Source organism: Pseudoxanthomonas sp. CCNWLY206-1 (genome assembly GCF_039710385.1).
In the GTDB taxonomy this organism is placed as follows: Bacteria; Pseudomonadota; Gammaproteobacteria; order Xanthomonadales; family Xanthomonadaceae; genus Pseudoxanthomonas_A.
Genome location: NZ_JBDKXI010000002.1, coordinates 297,953 through 314,899 on the forward strand (window position 1 = coordinate 297,953; position 16,947 = coordinate 314,899).

Sequence of the window (16,947 nt, forward strand, 5' to 3'; positions counted from 1 at the left end):
ATCAATCCGCCACCACTTCACGCCACGAAACGCGCGCGGGAGCGAGAACCGACGAATTCGTCTTGAAGGCTTTGCTTTCCGCGTTGTCCATATTGGTCAGCATCGTGTCGCCCAGGAAAACCTGGTTGTTGGAACCGCTGGACAGGCCCACACCAGACGCGCCCTCGTCGTTGCTGTCGAACTTGCCATCACCATTGGTATCGAAGAACGGTTGTGGCAGCCGCCCGCCGGTGAATGGATCGATCGCCATTATCCAGCCGCGGCCGCTGGGTTTGCAGACGTCAGTGTTTTCCGGGACACGCGTCGTGCCGATCAAGGTGAGACCCTGATACACATTGGCGACCACCATCCGCTCGCCTTCCACGCCATTCTTTTTCGAGATCAGGTCGATATACCAGCCGTCGACGCCCGGTGCAGAATTTTCATCAATGAGCCGTTCCGCATTATCCACGACGTCGTCGGTAAGGCTATCGTTGGGAAATATTTCTTGGATTATCGGTACCGCCTTCAGTCCTGTTCGACCTGAAATAGCCGAGCCCCGATCGATCAGCCCGTACCAGGTCTGCACACTTTTATCGACCAGATCATTCGCGTTGAGGTAACGCCCGGTACCAAAATGGATCCACGTTTGCCGGGTCGTCGGATTACGCGACACCATGGGCGTCGCGGTGATCGGCTGCGCCGTGCCGCCGTAGGATGCCTGGAAGAAGGAAGTGACCGTTGGTGTGCCCGCCAGGTTGGTGATCTTCCAAAGATTCCCCTTCAAGTCGCCGGCGTACACCACGTCCACAAAATCGGAGATGCCCGTATTCCATGCATTAACGCCCATCAAAGCGTTGTCGCCACCGACGGGTGTGTCAATCACATCTGCCGTTCCATTATCAAGGTCAATGCTCAGCAGTTGCGCAAGGCCGGTAGCGCTATTGGGACCGTTACCCATCAGGACGCGCCAGTCGTTGTCCGCCACCTGGGCGATGATGGGCTTGTTCAGCACGTTGCCCAGGTCAGGGATGTCGGCGCTGGTCTTCTCCCACAAGAACTTCACAGCGCTTGGATTGGTAACGTCCAGAGCATAGACTCCACGGCCGCCCCGCCCCAAGGTACCTACGAGAATGGTCTTCCATCCGCCACCGATATAAGCGTCGGCCACAGTGATTTCACCATCCACGTAGTACTGATGCTCGTAGTCAGGACTCGTATAGTCCTTCAGGCGCGGTACGACCGCAGAAGGAATAAACGCAAACGTCTCAACACCGGTCTTGGCGTTGAAGCCGTGCAACATGCCGTCGTTGGCGCCTACATACACCACCTGGTCTCGGGTGGACTGAGCGAGCGCGTAAGCACCATACGTATCGGCCCCGGCGAATTCCGCACCGTAGAACAGCCTGTTGTTCGGGGCACCTACATAGACCGGCTGGGAATTGACGATATCGCCCAAAACGCTCTGGCGTGCACGCAGGGTACCTGCGGGCAGCTCTTTGGTGCGATCACCACGCAGATAGTCCACAACGTTCTGTGAGTCCAAGGCTGTCGCTTGGCTAAGCGAAGTGAACGGCTCCATTTTACCGGCGTTGTTGATGTAGATCTTCCGCTTGGTCCAATCCTGCGGAAAGTTTGAACCGGCAGTCCATGCCCCGGTCAAGACAGTCTTATTATTTACTTTGGTGACGTTGTATCCCACCAGCTCACCACGCCAGCTGCCACTATAAAACTGGGACTGGAAGGCCATGGCACCGGCCTCCAGCTTGGTGGTATTGGACGCAAACGAGCCGCCTGAACCCTTCATGTCGGTAACGATCTTAGCGAATACACGCTTCAGGCTATCCACCATCTTGGCGGCATCGGCGGCTACGTAGAAGTTGGCGGGGCGCTTGTAGTTGGCGCCCGCGGGATCCACATACTCGTTTGTTGCCCACCACTGCGGATCTGTCAGAGGAGTGGTGTTGGTATCAGGGTCATAGGTGCCCGGCACCGTAAAGCCGCCATATTTAGTCGCCAACCAGTACTGGTTGGTATGCGGCGTCTTGTAGTCGCGATTCTCCACCACGTCGACCCAATAGGTAGAGATCGTCTGCTTACCTTCGATGGGCTTTGTAGTGCCAGCGGGACGGATATCTCGGGTGTGGGCATCGTAGGCCAGTGCGGCGATATATGCGGAGTTGTTGTGACCCTGCCGGTTGAACCAGTCCGCGACCGACAGCGTGGTGGCCTCGGCTTCTGATTTTCCCTCCATCTGCCAGATCTTCTTCATCATGGCCACGACATCGACGGATTTGTCATCCGACACCGCAGCATCCTTCGTGTTGATTTCACCGGCGCTGCTGGTCGCTCCGGGTAGATTCTTGTCCTTCCAGGTATTGGTGTCGCCCACGCCCAGGAATACGTTGGCCTGGCAGCTGTAACGGATGGGATCATCCCAGTCCGTGATCACCGGGAAACCATCGGCCAACTGGTAATCACCGTTCACTGCCGCATAGGTAGAGACGTTGCCGAGATTCTTGAAGTAACGCAGCGCGGTGTAATACAGCTCGCTGACGTTGTCGAAAGATTTGGCGTTCCGGCCGGTTTCCATCTGGCCGAACTTGTTGAGATAGTTGATGACGCCACTATTGGTGATGCCGGCGTTGGTGTTGTTGGCATCAGTCTCGTCGGGATTGGTCTCGAGAATGCCGGTAGCAGGATCCCATTCGCTATTGGCATTGAGCTGCAACCCTGCGACATCCGGGTAGTAGTTGTACGGACCCACGAACTTCTGGCGCGCGCGCATTACGCCACCGTCCGGTTCCGGCGACCCACCATTATTGAGATAACCGAAGATGCTGTAGCGGATGCTGCGCGAGTACTGTTGAATCAGACCCTCGGGCTTGGCCGCCTTGCTGTAGGTGCTATTGCAGTTGGCTTCCAGCATGTTGGCCACGCACACTTTGACGCGAACACTGACTTCGAAGACCACGTTGGCCTGGCTTACCAGCGCTCCATTGACAGTGATATTGCCCGTATCAAGCGTATGCGAGGCTGGATTGTAGGCTACCGGCTGACCTACCCCAGGGTTGTCGTTCGCCAGCGCGGTGCCGTTGCCTCCACTGGTGAAGCGCATCTTGTTGCCTAAGCCATCGATGCGGGTGCGGATAGTGCCCCAGCTGGCTGCTGTGGCGCTGTTGACGGCGGCTGAATTCGCGCTGCCCGGATAGGTGCGGCGAGGAAAATTGGCATTCGCATTTTCATTGCCGTTGCGGTCCGCCTTGGCTTTTTCCAGCCAGGTTTCATCGACCGTATCTTTCACACGGTAACCACCGGTCAGCGCTGAACGAAATGGGTCGATGGTCTGAGTCGCCGCCCAGTTCATGTAATTTCCGCTCCACAGGGCCCCTGCGCATGCATGCGACGCTCCCGCCGAAGAACTGGGTGCGAAGTGGCGTTTGGATTCGACAGCGTCGTACACGTAGGTATAGCATTTGGCCGGATCGAAGTAGCCGACGTAAGTATTGGTGGGGATGTAATCGCCAAAGTTAGCCACGCTGATCAACGTGGGAAACTCCACGGATGGCACCAACGCCAAGTTGCCCGGGACATCGGCACCAATGGAAAGCGGCTTGGTCGCCAGATCGACCGATACCGCCGGCATCGAACTCAGCACGGCCAGCATACCGATCGCGACCGCTCCCAACTTGGAGCTGAGGCGGCGAGCCCATTGATTTTGAGATTTTGACTGGATGGTCATTCCTGAATCTCCGGCGGGAGCATCAGCGGACGGTGTGTTCGGCATGACGCGCCTCATTTGACGACAACATTGGATTGCAGGACGACTACCGAACGATCACTGCCAGAGGGATCCTGGCTGCGTCCGGTAATGCGGTAAAAATGCTGCAGGGGTACTCCACCGCCGCCGCCGTACTGGTTCGCGTTGGCGCTGCTCCCCAGTTCCAGATCGTCTTCGTTGGTGTACTGCCCCATGTATTCGATGTAGTACTGGGGAGCGCTGGCGCTGAGCGTCTGAATATTGATGGTGGCGTTGGTCCAGCAGTACTGTCCGGTGCCCAGACAGCCTGCGGTCCCCGTAGTGGCATTGACAGGCACCGAAGGACACACGACGCCTACCGCTGAACAGTCGAAACCAATCTTGGCGTTCCCGAGATGAGCATTCTGGATCGCTTCCTCGGCTTCCCGCAGCGCGGTTTCGGCCGTCTGGAACGACAGACTGCGGTCGTATAGATTCGCGCTCATGCGCTCGTCCAGCAACGTAGTGCGGAGCACGGCCAGGCCCAGCAGTGTCATGACCAGCAGCAGGATCAACACGACGATCAACGAAGCGCCAGACTGATTCGCGAGCGACGAACGATGAGTGGAGTTGCTCATGTGTTGCGATTCCTCAACGTGACGACATGGGATACCGTTCGAACGATGGGCGTGCCGTCCACATCAACCGCTTCCGGGCCTTCCATCGTCAGGTTCACGCGTACCGCCAACACCTGGCTCCAATTGCCCACGTTCTCAGCCGTGACATAGCCAGAACCGCCAGCAACCAGATATTCCAACTGCATGTCCGAGACGCCTTCGGCAATCTCCTGGACCAACGTATCTGGCGCCCCAGCTTTATTGATCATCTGCACCTGGTAAAGGGATCTGCGCTGTGTATCGCTGCCACTAACCCCGACGTACCATGCTGTTGCTTTCAACTTGGTAATAATGGAGTTGGGGCCGTAAGCGTAGTAATTGTCGTTTTGGGGCTTGTTACAGGGCATCCCCATGGGGTATCCGAGCGCCTTGGTGCAATTCTTCGGGTCCGTTCCTTGTCCTTCGTTATGGACAATCGTCACGTTCGAGGAGCTGGCGTTGGTGATCTTGAAGATGGCGGCCTGCACGTAGTCGCAGACCATGACGATGTCGCCGTCGACCAATCCATGAGCTTTTGTGTTCACTTTGAACTGGGCAGACTTGGGCTTGTGGTCCTCTACCGATACGTCACCCGAACTGCCGGACCTCAGCTCGATCGCGTCCGTACCAGCGATTCGGTCACGCTTTCCGGTACCCGCCAGCACCACCGGGAAGGCTGTGCCAGCGCTGCCGTCGTAGCCCCTGACGCCATCTCCCCAGGCCGTGCCCCATGTCGTCGTACTCACCAGCACGTTGACGATCGGTATGTTGCGTGAGCAGGGGTTACCAGCGGCTTGGCGCAGTTCGCGCGCCATGAGCTCAAAGGCGACCCGTGCATTTTCCTGCACGTAGCTCAGGTTATCGGTCGCCCTGAAAACTTGCCGATTGGAAACAAAGATGCCTATGGCAGCCGAGACCACCAATAAACCCAGTACCAGCGCGATCATCAATTCGATGAGGCTGACGCCTTGCGCGTGACGACGCGACAGACGAACGTTGGTCGACTTGCGACTCATAGGTTCACCACCGTAACCACCTTGTTGCGCCGAGGCTCATCGCCTGAAGGATCTATCGGCGCCGCCGTTTCGACATCATCGCTCGCTCGGGAGTCGTCCCATCTGATGGTGACCGTGAATTGGTTCCCGTCACTCTCAATGGTGGCGCAGGTCTCTTCACTTTCACCGATGGCCTTCTGCATGTCCCCGAACCATTCTGTGATGTCCTTCTGCGCCAAGGTCAAAGTCCCCGCATAGGTAGGTTTGTCGCAGGTTTCCGCCAAGTCGTATTTGCTTTTCAATGCCTCCGTCCGATTGGCCCGCATGGCGTCAAGGATCGAATACGTCAGGATGGTGGCCTGACTGCGCTCCAACGAACTTTCGTTGTTGCGAAGAGCCGTCGCCTGCATGGCGGCGATGCCCAATAAGCCAACGCCCATTACCAGCACCGCGACCATGACTTCAATCAAACCGGCGCCCTGCTGGTGTCGTGGGAGGGTCTTGAATTTCTGTCGTGCGGCATACGACGTCATGCTGTGCTCCTTTGAAACGATCACGGACAAACCCCCGTACCCAAGGGTGTGGTGACGGCTATCCGACTACCAGTGGCAAGACCGATAACCCGTTTGTTTTTCGCAGGCTGTGTGGTCGGAATACACACTGTGAACGTATTGTCGACCAGCGTACCGGCCGCATCGCGCACCATGCCGTCAGCCCGGAAGGTCAACGCACTAGCGGTGCTCCTCACTTGCACCGGTACCTTGGCGGTATTCACACGGACGACTTCACCCGCCGCAGGGCCACCGCTATTGTCCAAATCAACGTAAGTGATCCAACGCGTCCAGGTGTCCCCTGCCGCGCCAGCCGTACAAACGTTTCCGGCGGTGCTGCGGCATATCGTGGTCCGCCGGTTCTGTTTGACCGCCTCCATCCGCGCCACCTGCAGCGAGGCGACGATCTCGTTGGATTGAGCGGCGAGCCGGTTGGAGTTGATCAACGAGGTAAAGCTGGGCACCGCCAGCGCGATCAGGATGGCGAGTACCGCTATCGTGACCAGCAGCTCAATCAATGTGAAGCCAAGCACTGGCGTCGACCGGCCCGGCACATGGCCGCCGCCGGGTTTGTCCCCAGGACCTTTGGTCAAAGACATGCGCTGCTTCCCCGAATAGCGTGAACGCTACGGTAGGCGGGCGGCGCCAGCTTCGCCAGTAGGGAGCCGATGGACGGCCTAGGCGACAGCGCCAGCGGCGGAGAGGCTGCATCCCGGCCGAACCCCAGGCATGATGCCGGGCTATCGAACGCTGCGATCCCACTGCAATGGCCCGTACGCAAGACTCTACTCCGCTCGACACGCTGTGGCAGGCTTCGGCCATCGTGTGGGTCTTGCTGGCGAGCGAGGGGCTAGCTGCGGTGCTGGCGCTGGCGCCTGCCATCCAAGGCAATCGCTGGGTGTACTTTGGCTTGGCGTCGCTCGTTGTGCAGTGGGTTGCGCTGGCCACGCTGGGAGCGCTTTACGCGTGCCGCGGCTGGCTGGCGACATGGCGGCCCGCGCGCGTGGCTTATCTCGCCTTGGTGCTGATGGTCCTGATCACATGGCTGTTGTGCGGTATGGGTTGGCTGTTGCTGGGCGATATATGGCCCATGACGACGGAAGAACGCCTGCGTTTCCTTCTTCGGATCACTGGCATCGCAGTGACGGTCGGCCTACTCGGCCTGGCGGCCTTCCAAAACCATTGGCGCGCACGCCAGCTTGCCGTTCGGGCCAAACAGTCGGAACTCGAATCGCTGCAGGCGCGTATCCGGCCGCATTTCCTGTTCAACACACTCAACACTGGAGCCGCGCTGGTGCACCAACGCCCTGGCGAAGCGGAGCGGCTGTTGCTGGATCTGGCGGATCTGTTTCGCGCGGCGCTGGCCGGGCCTGCGGAAATCGAACTGGCAGATGAGCTCGCCTTGGCACAACGCTATCTGGAAATCGAGGCGCTGCGCTTTGAGGACCGGCTGCGAGTGGAGTGGCGACTGCCGGAACCGCTGCCGGCGGTTCTCGTCCCTACCCTGTCCATCCAGCCGCTGGTGGAAAACGCAATCCGCCATGGCGTGGAATCCACTGTTACTGGCGGAGAGATCAAGATCGAGGTGGCGACTACGGCTACCGCCGTCAGTGTGTCCGTAAGCAATCCGTTGCCTACCGCCCCTATTCTCAATGGCCGTGGCCATCAGGTTGGACTCAGTTCGGTGCGCGCACGGGTGCAAGCGATGACGCAGGGACTTGGGCAATTGGAAACGGCAGTGATCGACGGACGCTATGTTGCGACCGTCACGCTTCCTCTGAGCCGATAGCAGAACGGCGCCGATGATCGGCGCCGTTTCAGCTCGCGTTCTACCGCGCATTAGGTCAGGCCAAAACCCGATAACAAGGCTTGTACTCGCCCGCGATCTTCATGCGTCGTTGTTCGACGAAGGCGCGCAGTAGTGCATCCAGCGCCTGCATCATTTCGGGGTCGCCGTGGATTTCGAAGGGGCCGAATTCTTCGATGCGGCGCATGCCGTCTTCCTTGACGTTGCCTGCGACGATGCCGGAGAAGGCTCGGCGCAAGTCTGCCGCCAGTGCGTGCGCGGGGCGTCCGTGGTGGAGATCCAGTGCGGCCATCGCTTCGTGGGTCGGCAGGAACGGTTGCTGGTATTCCTCGGGTATTTCGATGGCCCAGTTGAAGAAGAAGGAATCCTTCTGCTCGATGCGGTATTCGCGCACGCGATGGATGCCGGCGGTCATTTTCTTCGCGACCGTTGCCGGATCACCGACGATGATCTCGTAGCGCGAAGCCGCGGCATCGCCCAAGGTCAGGCGGATGAACTTGTCGATTTGTTCGAAGTACGGCGCGGCGATGGCTGGTCCGGTGAGGATCAGCGGGAACGGCAGCGATGCGTTTTCTTCGCGCAACAGGATGCCCAGCAGGTACAGGATTTCCTCCGCCGTCCCGACGCCGCCCGGAAACACGATGATGCCGTGACCGATACGAACAAACGCCTCCAGGCGTTTTTCGATGTCCGGCATGATTACCAGGTGGTTGACGATGGGGTTCGGTGATTCGGCGGCGATGATGCCGGGTTCGGTGACGCCGATATAACGCGTATTGCGGCGGCGTTGCTTCGCGTGAGCGATGGTCGCGCCTTTCATCGGTCCTTTCATCGCACCCGGGCCGCAGCCGGTGCAGATATCCAGTCCACGCAAGCCCAGTTCATAGCCGACCTGCTTGGTGTAGAGATACTCGTCACGCGAGATGGAATGGCCGCCCCAGCAGACGACGAGATTCGGATCGGCAGGTTTCAGGATGCGGGCGTTGCGCAGCAAGCCGAATACTGCGTTGGTGATACCCGCGGAGGATTCCAAGTCGTCCGCGTATTCGGGGCCGAGTTCGATCGCGGTATAGGCCAAGTCGCGCACCACGGCGAACAATAACTCGGCGATGCCGCGGATGATCTCGCCATCGACGAACGCCATCGCCGGTGCGTTGAGCAAGTCGATGCGGACACCGCGGTCCTGCTGCAACACTTGGATATCGAAGTCCGGGTAATGCTCGCGCGCGGCGCGCGGATCGTCCGAGGCGCTGCCGCTGGTCAGCACCGCCAACGCGCAGCGGCGCAGCAACTCGTGCATACCGCCCGCGGACGCATCACGCAAACGCGCCACTTCCGTGCGCGACAACACATCCAGTCCGCCGCGCGGGTAAATCCGCGCGTTCTGCACCGGCAACGCCCTCGATGCCGCGTCATTCATATGCTTTTCCTATCTTTCCATTACTTAGATCGGCGACTTTAGCGCAGTCTCGGGAACAAAAGAATCAGGCAAAAAAACGGCCGGGTTGCCCCGGCCGTTCGTTTGAAGCATTCCGATGCGGAGATCAGAACTTGTAGCGGAAGCCCAACTGGACCGACCATTGCGACACACCGGTGTTGAAACCGTCGGCGTCGCCGTTGGCCACCGTCGGCGCATCGGGGCTGGTGAACGTGTACACATACTGGCCGTTGTAGATGCCCGGTGATGACAGCACACGCTGGTTGGCAAAGAAGCCGTAGTCGTAGATGTGGCCCCAATCCTTGTTGATCAGGTTGCCCACGTTCTGGATGTCCAGCCAGATCTCCGACTTGTGGCCCTTGAAGAAGCCCGGCAATTCCTGCGAGAAGCGCACGTCGAAGGTGTTGACCCAATCGGCGCGGCCGGCGTTCTGCGGCGTGGTGCTGCCTTTGTAACGCGACAGTTCCGGCTGATTGTTCAACCATTCGAAGAAAGCGGTCTCCATCGCCGGATTGGCGGTGAACACGCCGGTGTTGCTCAGCGTACCGAACAACACATCACCCGGGCCCGAAGGCACATAGAACAGATCGTTGGCACTGCGGTTGTCGCCGTTTACGTCATTGAAGTAGACGTAGCTGAAGGGGCGCCCGCTACGACCTTCGTACACCAGGCCGATCTCGGTCTTGTAGTCACCGAAGAAGCTATGCCGCCAGTTCAAGGTGCCAAGGATGCGGTCGCGGATCTCATAGCGCGAAGTCGCCAAAGTTTCCTCATTGGCGTCGAACAGGTAAGTGTAGTTCCAGCCCGAGGTCGCAGTGGAGCTGGTCAGGCCTGCGACTTCCTTGGCGTTGGTATAGGTGTAATCCAGGCTCCAGGACCAATCGCTCTCGCTGGTCCACGGCTTATCCAGGCCAACAGTGAACTGCTGGCTGTGGCCTTTGTCGGTGGTATCAAGCAACAGCACCGAGTCGAAACGGCGATCTCGATTGGCGCGGTTGTTGCCCGAGCTCCAAGGGCGATTCAAGCCGGACGTGCGATAGAAGAGATCACGGCCGTCCTGGCCTTCCATGGTAGGCGCACCCAGATTCAGATTGCGGTAGAACAGCGCGCTCTTGACCTTGGTTACCAGGATTTCAGCCGACCCCACGATGCCATACCAGGGCAGCTCGTGTTCGAATGCCAGATTGGCTTTCCACACCGACGGCTGCTCGAAATCCGGGCTGACGAAATTGACGTTCTGCAACGCTGCGGTCGGGTTGGCGGGCACCGGCTGGTTCGACCCATCGCCACTGAAGGGCAAGGCGCCCCAGGGATTCGGGTTGGTGACAGAGTTGTAAGTCTGGGAGTACTGAATGTAGTTAAGACCGGTGGTGTTGTAAGCGTTGCTCAGCCACACCTGCGGCGATTCGCCCTGGAACAGACCAAACCCGCCACGCAGCTGGGTGGGGCGATCGCTGTCGAAGGTGTAGTTGAAGCCAAAGCGCGGCTGCACCAGCCAGTCGCCACTCAGTACCCTGCTGTTGTCGTAACCAAAGGCGTTTTCTGCCAAGGCGTTATAGGTCGGGTTGACGTTGACGTCCGGCTTGTCCGCGCGCACGCCAAAAGTCAGGGTCAGGTTGCTGTTGACGTACCACTGATCCTGCACAAACAGGCCATACGACTTGTACTTGTAGGCCGCCGCGATCGAATCGACGCTTTGTCCGGCCTGCGGCGTCCGCAGGTTGTAGGTGCTCCAGCGACCGGCCTCGAAGTTGTCCAGGCCGTAGAACTCGTACACGCCGAACAGTTGCGGACCGTAGATGTTGTAGATGTCGTTGGTGCTGTAATCGGCGCCGAACTTGATGTCGTGATCGCCGACCGTCAGCGTGCCCGAACCGAAGGCGTTCCAAGTCTCGGTATACAGTTCATTGCGGTGCGAGTTGACTTCGGTACCCAACCACAGCGAATCGCCTGCCAACGCATCGGGAGTGCCCGCGAAGTAAATGCGCACGCTGGGCGCATTGGTAGGCGTTTCACGCACGGCCGAGTAATCGCGGTAGGACACTTTGAACTCGGTAGAGAAATTGTCGGTCCAGTCGCTGAACAGCTGGCCGACATAGCTCTCGACCGATTTCACGTGCTGATACCAGTACGAACTCAGCGAGACTTGGCTGCTGTTGATGCCGTTGACGCGCAGCTTGCTTTGTTCCAGGTTGCTGTAACGGAAGCTGGCGCGGTGATTGTCGTTGATGTTCCAGTCGATCTTCAGCGCGTATTCTTCCAGATCGGTGTCGCCGGAGCTCTCCAATCCGCCAGCATCGATGCCGTAGTTGGTCGCGATCTGCTGCGCGCGCGCGATATCGTCCATATCGATAACGGCATTGGCTTTGCCCAACGCGCTACCGGCGATGTCCGCACCCGGGGCGGCCTGCTTGAACTTCTCGTAATTGGCGAAGAAGAACAATTTGTCCTTGACCAACGGCCCACCAAAAGTGACGCCGTAGGTTTCTTCCTTGGTAAAGCCGTTGAACTTGACACCGGCAGGGTCGTCGCCAAACCACTCGCCGTCGCGGTAAGTGCCATAGACGGAGCCGTGGAATTCGTTGGTGCCCGATTTGGTCACCGCGTCGACCACCGCGCCGGTGGCGCCGGTAATGGTGACGTCGTAGCTGGCCAGGTCGATATTGAGGGCTTCAATGGCGTCCATCGCCACCGGCTGGCGACGGGTCGGCATGTTATTGCCTTCCAGGCCGAAGGTGTCGCTGGCGGACACGCCGTCGATACGGATGGCGTTGAAACGCGGGTTCTGGCCGCCGGCGCTGATGCTGCCTTCGGCACGGTTGACGTAGGCCACGCGCGGATCCAGGCGCATGTAATCCTGGACGTTGCCATTGATGGACGGCAGCGCTTCGATCGTCTGACGGGTGATGTTGGTGCCGGTTCCCATCTTGGTTGCGCTGAACACCTCCGAGCCGCCGGAGAACCCCACCGCGGTGACGGTTTCCAGCGTGGTCATGTCGCCCGTCAGCGCAGCGTTGACGGTACCGACCTGATTGACGCTCAGGTAAATATTGTCTTCGGTCTTGGTGCCTTCACCGGACTTGGTGATCGTGACGGTGTACGGGCCGCCAACGCGCAGGCCGCGGGCGTTGTAGCGGCCGCTGGCATCGGTGGTGGCGCGGCTGACGGTGCCGGATTCGGTATGAGTGATGATGACCTCGGCGCCGGCAACGGGCTGCCCTTGGTTACTGGTCACCAGACCGCCGACGCCGGCGGAGGTGCTCTGTGCGAACACGGGGGCGGCGGCAAGCGCAGCGATGAGGCCAAGGCTGAGCTTGGACATCCGAAGACAGCGGGATTGGTTCATTGAGTAAACCTCAGTACGAGTTGGCGTGGCGAAGACAGGCGGACAAGACGAATGCGTGTCGCGGACCCATAAGGGCCTGCTGGCTGGGGTGTTTCCGGGTTCCCTTAGCCCACGCGGACAGCCGCGTAAGGTTAATAACAGGTTAACACGATAGGACCATTTTGTGACCGCGATGTGACGAAAATCTCGCAGTGCAGCACGGTTGTCGCGGCGGCCATATCGGCGTGTGCCGGCCTAAGCCGAGAAGTCGTGGCCTCAGATATTGGGCGGGGACAGCTTGAGGTAGGTCCCGACGCCGTCCAGCACCATCTGTACGGAAATGGCGACCAACAGCATGCCCATCAGCCGCTCCAGGGCGGTCAATACCCGCATGCCCAGCCACCGGTACAGCAACGTCGCGGAGAACAGGATGGCGGCGGTGCCGACCCAGGCGATCACCAACGCCAGGCTCCAGTCGCCCAGGCGGGTCGGTTCGTTGCTGCCCATCAGCATGACGGCCGCCATGCCCGAAGGCCCCGCCACCAGGGGGATTGCCAGCGGCACGATGAAAGGTTCGCCGTCGGGGATTTCCCCCATCAATCCTTCCGGGCGCGGGAAGATCATCCGGATTCCGATCAGGAACAGGACGATGCCGCCAGCGATGGCCACCGATTCCTGGCGCAGGTGCATCATGTCCAGCGCGTATTTGCCGCCCCAGAGGAATCCCATCAGCACGATCAATGCGATCAGCAGCTCGCGCGCGAGCACGAGGCGCTGACGGGCTGGTGCCAGTGGTTTTAGTACGCTCAGGAAGACCGGGATGTTGCCCAGCGGATCCAGGATCAGGAACAGCAGCAGCGCCGCCGACAGGATGGTCACGCCCGCACCGTCCAGATCTGGCCCCGGTGTTCGAGGCCGGCAGATGACAGCAAGGTGACACAGGCGGCGGCGTAATCGGCCGGTTCGCGGGTCTGGATATCGGGGTCGTCGGCATAGGCCTTCGCCCGCAACGGCGTGCGCATTGGCCCCGGCTGCAGCGCCGAGACGCGAACCGACGAGTTCGACAGTTCGGCGTGCAGCATGCCCAACAAGGCAGCCAACCCATGCTGTGCCACGCCATAGCCACCCCAATAGGCCTGGCTCACGCGCGTGGCGTCGTCCAGCGTGAATACCAAAGCAGCATCGCCAGATTGCTTGAGCAGCGGCAGGCAGGCTTGGGAAAGCCACCAAGGCGCGGTCAGGTTGACGTGGATCGCGCGGGCGAAGGCGGCAGGGTCGGTGTGTTCCAGCGGCGTGAGTCCTCGGAACTCGGCGGCACAGTGCAACAGGCCATCCAAGCGCCCCAGTTCCGAATGCAGCCGATCTGCCAGTTCGGCGTAGTCGTCTGGCGAAGCTCCTTCCATGTCCAAGGGATAGATAAGCGGTTCGCTACCAACCTGCGTCACAGCGTCGTAAACGCGGTTCAACTTGGGCACTTTGCGCCCCAACAGCACCACGGTGGCACCGGCTTGCGCGCATGCGCGCGCGGCCGAGGCGCCCAGCCCTCCATGCGCGCCGCTGATCAGCACTACGCGATTTTCCAGCGCACGCGTAGCCCGCGTCGGCAATCCGATCAGGCTCACTGCGGCAATGCTTCCAACACGATGCGCTGCAGTTCGCCCGATTCGAACAATTCCAGCGTGATATCGCAGCCGCCGATCAGTTCGCCCTGGATGAAAAGCTGCGGGAATGTGGGCCAGTTGGAGAAGCGCGGCAGATTGGCGCGAATCTCCGGCTCTTCCAGCACGTTGATGGTGTAGAGCTCATTCGCGCCAGCGGCTTTCAACGCCTGCACGGCACGGCTGGAGAATCCGCACATCGGGAATTGCGGCGTGCCCTTCATGAAAAGGACGATGGGATGGCCCTCTACTTCGGCCTGGATGCGTTCCATCACCGGCATGCTGTTTTCTCCTACCTTGACGGATTGCCGACCGTCGTCGGGTACACTTTCGGCCTGCCCCGCCAAGCGAGTTTGGCGGGGGCCGTATTGTAAGCCCTGCGCGTCGCCACGCCGACGCCCCTCCTTGAAACCGCCTAGCGTAAGGAAATCCCAGCCATGGCCATCGAACTCCCCCCCCTGCCCTACGACCGCACCGCGCTCGAGCCGCACATCTCCGGCGAAACGCTCGATTTCCATTACGGCAAGCACCACAAGACCTACGTGGATAATCTCAACAAGCTGATCGAGGGCACCGAGTTCGCCGAAATGCCGCTGGAAGAGATCGTGCGCAAATCGCAGGGCGGCATGTTCAACAACGCAGCCCAGGTCTGGAACCACACCTTCTATTGGCACTGCATGAAGCCCAACGGGGGCGGCGAGCCGACCGGCAAGTTGGCCGAGATGATCAACAAGGCGTTCGGCGATTTCGCCAAGTTCAAGGAAGAGTTCACCAAGACCGCGATCGGCACCTTCGGCTCCGGCTGGGGCTGGCTGGTGCAGCGCCCGGACGGTTCGCTGGCGCTGGCCAGCACCTCCAATGCCGTCACGCCACTGACGGGCGAAGACAAGCCGCTGCTGACCATCGACGTGTGGGAACACGCCTACTACATCGATTACCGCAACGCGCGTCCGAAGTACGTGGAATCGTTCTGGGCGCTGGTCAACTGGGATTTCGTGACGTCGAATCTGCGTTAACGTGCACCGATTCGCAGCACATCAAAACGGCCGGTAATCCCGGCCGTTTTTTGTAGCGTGCGCTGCGCACACGTTGTGGGTAGGGAGACTCGGCGTCGTGCGCGCAGCGCACGCTACGACAGACGCTCCACTACCGGAGCCACTTGCGATTCGCGCTCCAAGGCGGCGCCGATGCGTCGAAGTGCGTTCGCGAGGTCTGCGGTGGCATCCGCTCTCAGCGTTGCGTGCCCCACCTTACGGCCAGCGCGCGGCTGCTTGCCGTAGTCATGCCAATGGCCGCCGCTTTCGCTGAGCATGGCGGTGGATGCAGGCATCTCGCCGATCCAATTGAGCATGCAGGCGTGGCCCAACGTTTGGGTTGAACCCAGCGGCAACCCAAGCACGGCACGCAGATGATTCTGGAACTGCGAGGTCTCCGCGCCCTCAATGGTCCAATGCCCGGAGTTATGCACGCGTGGGGCCATTTCGTTGGCGAGCAGTTGACCGTCGCGGTAGAACAGCTCCAGCGCGAACACGCCAACGTAGTCCAGCGATTCGGCCAATTTCTTCGCGTATTCGAATGCGGTGGCAGCCAACGCCGTGTCCACCGTCGCCGGCGCCAGGCTGGCCGACAGCACGCCATCGACATGCCAGTTTTCGGTCAGCGGCCAGGTGCGGAATTCACCGTCGCGGCCACGCACCGCCACCACCGACAATTCGCGCTCAAAGGGAATGAACGCTTCGACGATCAAACCCACCGTCTGCGCCTGGGCACCCAGCGCTTCCCAGGCCGCGTCGATAGCGTCGGGCGTCTTGATGCGGAACTGCCCTTTGCCGTCATAGCCCAGCCGGCGCGTCTTGAGAATACAGGGGCCACCGATGCGGCTTACTTCCGCCTCCAGTTCGGAACGCGCCGCGACCGCGGCGAATTCGCCGACCGGAATGCCCAGCCGGCGAAACAGGCTTTTCTCGACCATTCGATCCTGTGCGACAGCCAAAGCGCGCGGGTTGGGGAAAACAGGAACACGCTCAGCCAGCCATTCGGCACTCTCCGCCGGTACGTTTTCGAAATCGAATGTGGCGACGTCGATCTTCGACGCGAATTCCGCCAGCGCGGCTTCGTCGCGGTAATCGCCCACCAGCAGCGGTGCGAACTGGCCAGCGCAGGCGTCAGGCTCGGTATCCATGACCAGAAAGCGCAAGCCCAGCGGCGCGCCGGAAAGCGCCAGCATGCGGGCCAACTGCCCGCCGCCCAGAATGCCAACGGTGGTCATGCCGGCAGGCCGGCCGGCTGGCGAGGATCGTCGTTGGCGGTGACGTCGTCAGTCTGACGTGTGCGGAAGGTTTCCAGCGCAGCACCAATGGCGGGATGTGCCTTTGCCAGCATGGCGGCCGCGAACAGCGCTGCATTGGCCGCACCTGCATTGCCGATGGCGAACGTGGCGACGGGAATACCCGCGGGCATCTGCACGATGGACAACAACGAATCCATGCCGTTCAGCGCCTTGGACTGCACCGGCACACCCAGCACCGGCACCGCCGTCTTCGCCGCCAGCATGCCGGGCAGATGGGCCGCGCCACCGGCACCGGCGATGATGGCATGCAGTCCGCGCGCAGCTGCCGTTTCGGCATACGAGAACAGCACGTCCGGCGTACGGTGTGCCGACACCACTTTCACTTCGTAGGGAACCCCTAGCGCGTCAAGCTTCTGCGCGGCGTGCTGCATGGTTTCCCAGTCCGAGCGGGAACCCATCACGATTCCCACCAAGGGGCTGGACGAATTGGCGGTCATGGCCGTCCTCAG

General features: G+C 60.3%; 14 protein-coding genes. 2 read left to right on the forward strand and 12 right to left on the reverse strand.

The genetic code is table 11. The features are described from left to right. Window position 1: 1 nt before the first annotated feature. From AADW18_RS05500 to AADW18_RS05520, 5 genes are read right to left on the reverse strand one after another with little or no spacing between them, the layout of a single operon-like run. Entirely contained in the window at window positions 2–3,721 is a 3,720-nt protein-coding gene (locus AADW18_RS05500) for a PilC/PilY family type IV pilus protein (protein WP_337342356.1), read from the reverse strand. A 53-nt stretch (window positions 3,722–3,774) separates the two neighbouring features. Then, window positions 3,775–4,356 carry a PilX N-terminal domain-containing pilus assembly protein gene (locus tag AADW18_RS05505; protein WP_337342357.1) on the reverse strand — a complete coding sequence of 194 codons (582 nt, stop codon included), beginning with the start codon at window positions 4,354–4,356 and terminating at the stop codon, window positions 3,775–3,777. After that, the gene (locus AADW18_RS05510; protein WP_337342358.1) at window positions 4,353–5,390 is read right to left on the reverse strand and encodes a PilW family protein; all 1,038 of its coding nucleotides are present in this window, start codon (window positions 5,388–5,390) and stop codon (window positions 4,353–4,355) included. The genes AADW18_RS05505 and AADW18_RS05510 overlap by 4 nt, the downstream gene beginning before the upstream one ends. Continuing rightward, window positions 5,387–5,902: a type IV pilus modification protein PilV gene (gene pilV, locus AADW18_RS05515; protein ID WP_337342359.1), complete on the reverse strand. Its 516-nt coding sequence runs from the start codon at window positions 5,900–5,902 to the stop codon at window positions 5,387–5,389. Before pilV ends, AADW18_RS05510 begins: the two co-directional genes overlap by 4 nt. A 20-nt stretch (window positions 5,903–5,922) precedes the next feature. Further along, window positions 5,923–6,519 carry a GspH/FimT family pseudopilin gene (locus AADW18_RS05520; protein ID WP_337342360.1) on the reverse strand — a complete coding sequence of 199 codons (597 nt, stop codon included), beginning with the start codon at window positions 6,517–6,519 and terminating at the stop codon, window positions 5,923–5,925. 167 nt (window positions 6,520–6,686) lie between these two features. Between AADW18_RS05520 and AADW18_RS05525 the strand changes: the two genes are divergently transcribed. Further along, window positions 6,687–7,709 carry a histidine kinase gene (locus AADW18_RS05525; protein ID WP_337342361.1) on the forward strand — a complete coding sequence of 341 codons (1,023 nt, stop codon included), beginning with the start codon at window positions 6,687–6,689 and terminating at the stop codon, window positions 7,707–7,709. A 55-nt stretch (window positions 7,710–7,764) separates the two neighbouring features. On the opposite strand, the gene ppnN is transcribed toward AADW18_RS05525, so the two are convergent. From ppnN to grxD, 5 genes are all read right to left on the reverse strand, one after another. Next, the gene (gene ppnN / locus AADW18_RS05530) at window positions 7,765–9,147 is read right to left on the reverse strand and encodes a nucleotide 5'-monophosphate nucleosidase PpnN (RefSeq protein WP_337342362.1); all 1,383 of its coding nucleotides are present in this window, start codon (window positions 9,145–9,147) and stop codon (window positions 7,765–7,767) included. Window positions 9,148–9,271: 124 nt separating this feature from the next. Then, entirely contained in the window at window positions 9,272–12,511 is a 3,240-nt protein-coding gene (locus tag AADW18_RS05535) for a carboxypeptidase regulatory-like domain-containing protein (protein ID WP_337342363.1), read from the reverse strand. Window positions 12,512–12,766: 255 nt separating this feature from the next. After that, window positions 12,767–13,369: a YhgN family NAAT transporter gene (locus AADW18_RS05540; RefSeq protein ID WP_337342364.1), complete on the reverse strand. Its 603-nt coding sequence runs from the start codon at window positions 13,367–13,369 to the stop codon at window positions 12,767–12,769. Beyond that, window positions 13,366–14,112 carry an SDR family NAD(P)-dependent oxidoreductase gene (locus AADW18_RS05545; protein ID WP_337342365.1) on the reverse strand — a complete coding sequence of 249 codons (747 nt, stop codon included), beginning with the start codon at window positions 14,110–14,112 and terminating at the stop codon, window positions 13,366–13,368. Before AADW18_RS05545 ends, AADW18_RS05540 begins: the two co-directional genes overlap by 4 nt. Continuing rightward, a complete protein-coding gene (gene grxD, locus AADW18_RS05550; protein ID WP_337342366.1) occupies window positions 14,109–14,429 on the reverse strand; it encodes a Grx4 family monothiol glutaredoxin in 321 nt (106 codons plus the stop codon). The genes AADW18_RS05545 and grxD overlap by 4 nt, the downstream gene beginning before the upstream one ends. Window positions 14,430–14,585: 156 nt before the next feature. Here grxD and AADW18_RS05555 point away from each other — a divergent pair, with 156 nt between their 5' ends. Beyond that, window positions 14,586–15,164 (forward strand): Fe-Mn family superoxide dismutase, encoded by a 579-nt coding sequence (locus AADW18_RS05555; protein ID WP_337342367.1) that lies wholly within the window; start codon window positions 14,586–14,588, stop codon window positions 15,162–15,164. 113 nt (window positions 15,165–15,277) lie between these two features. On the opposite strand, the gene AADW18_RS05560 is transcribed toward AADW18_RS05555, so the two are convergent. Next, window positions 15,278–16,417, reverse strand: coding sequence for a 5-(carboxyamino)imidazole ribonucleotide synthase (locus AADW18_RS05560; protein ID WP_337342368.1), 1,140 nt, complete (start codon window positions 16,415–16,417; stop codon window positions 15,278–15,280). Next, window positions 16,414–16,935, reverse strand: coding sequence for a 5-(carboxyamino)imidazole ribonucleotide mutase (gene purE / locus AADW18_RS05565; protein ID WP_337342369.1), 522 nt, complete (start codon window positions 16,933–16,935; stop codon window positions 16,414–16,416). The genes AADW18_RS05560 and purE overlap by 4 nt, the downstream gene beginning before the upstream one ends. Between the last annotated feature and the right edge of the window lie 12 nt (window positions 16,936–16,947).

Coding starts and splice junctions, on each gene's coding strand:
- AADW18_RS05525 (WP_337342361.1), top strand. CDS start 6,687: ATGGCCCGTACGCAAGACTCTACTCCGCTCGACACGCTGTGGCAGGCT.
- pilV (WP_337342359.1), bottom strand. CDS start 5,902: ATGACGTCGTATGCCGCACGACAGAAATTCAAGACCCTCCCACGACAC.
- AADW18_RS05555 (WP_337342367.1), top strand. CDS start 14,586: ATGGCCATCGAACTCCCCCCCCTGCCCTACGACCGCACCGCGCTCGAG.
- AADW18_RS05510 (WP_337342358.1), bottom strand. CDS start 5,390: ATGAGTCGCAAGTCGACCAACGTTCGTCTGTCGCGTCGTCACGCGCAA.
- AADW18_RS05535 (WP_337342363.1), bottom strand. CDS start 12,511: ATGAACCAATCCCGCTGTCTTCGGATGTCCAAGCTCAGCCTTGGCCTC.
- AADW18_RS05500 (WP_337342356.1), bottom strand. CDS start 3,721: ATGACCATCCAGTCAAAATCTCAAAATCAATGGGCTCGCCGCCTCAGC.
- grxD (WP_337342366.1), bottom strand. CDS start 14,429: ATGCCGGTGATGGAACGCATCCAGGCCGAAGTAGAGGGCCATCCCATC.
- purE (WP_337342369.1), bottom strand. CDS start 16,935: ATGACCGCCAATTCGTCCAGCCCCTTGGTGGGAATCGTGATGGGTTCC.
- AADW18_RS05560 (WP_337342368.1), bottom strand. CDS start 16,417: ATGACCACCGTTGGCATTCTGGGCGGCGGGCAGTTGGCCCGCATGCTG.
- AADW18_RS05505 (WP_337342357.1), bottom strand. CDS start 4,356: ATGAGCAACTCCACTCATCGTTCGTCGCTCGCGAATCAGTCTGGCGCT.
- AADW18_RS05520 (WP_337342360.1), bottom strand. CDS start 6,519: ATGTCTTTGACCAAAGGTCCTGGGGACAAACCCGGCGGCGGCCATGTG.
- ppnN (WP_337342362.1), bottom strand. CDS start 9,147: ATGAATGACGCGGCATCGAGGGCGTTGCCGGTGCAGAACGCGCGGATT.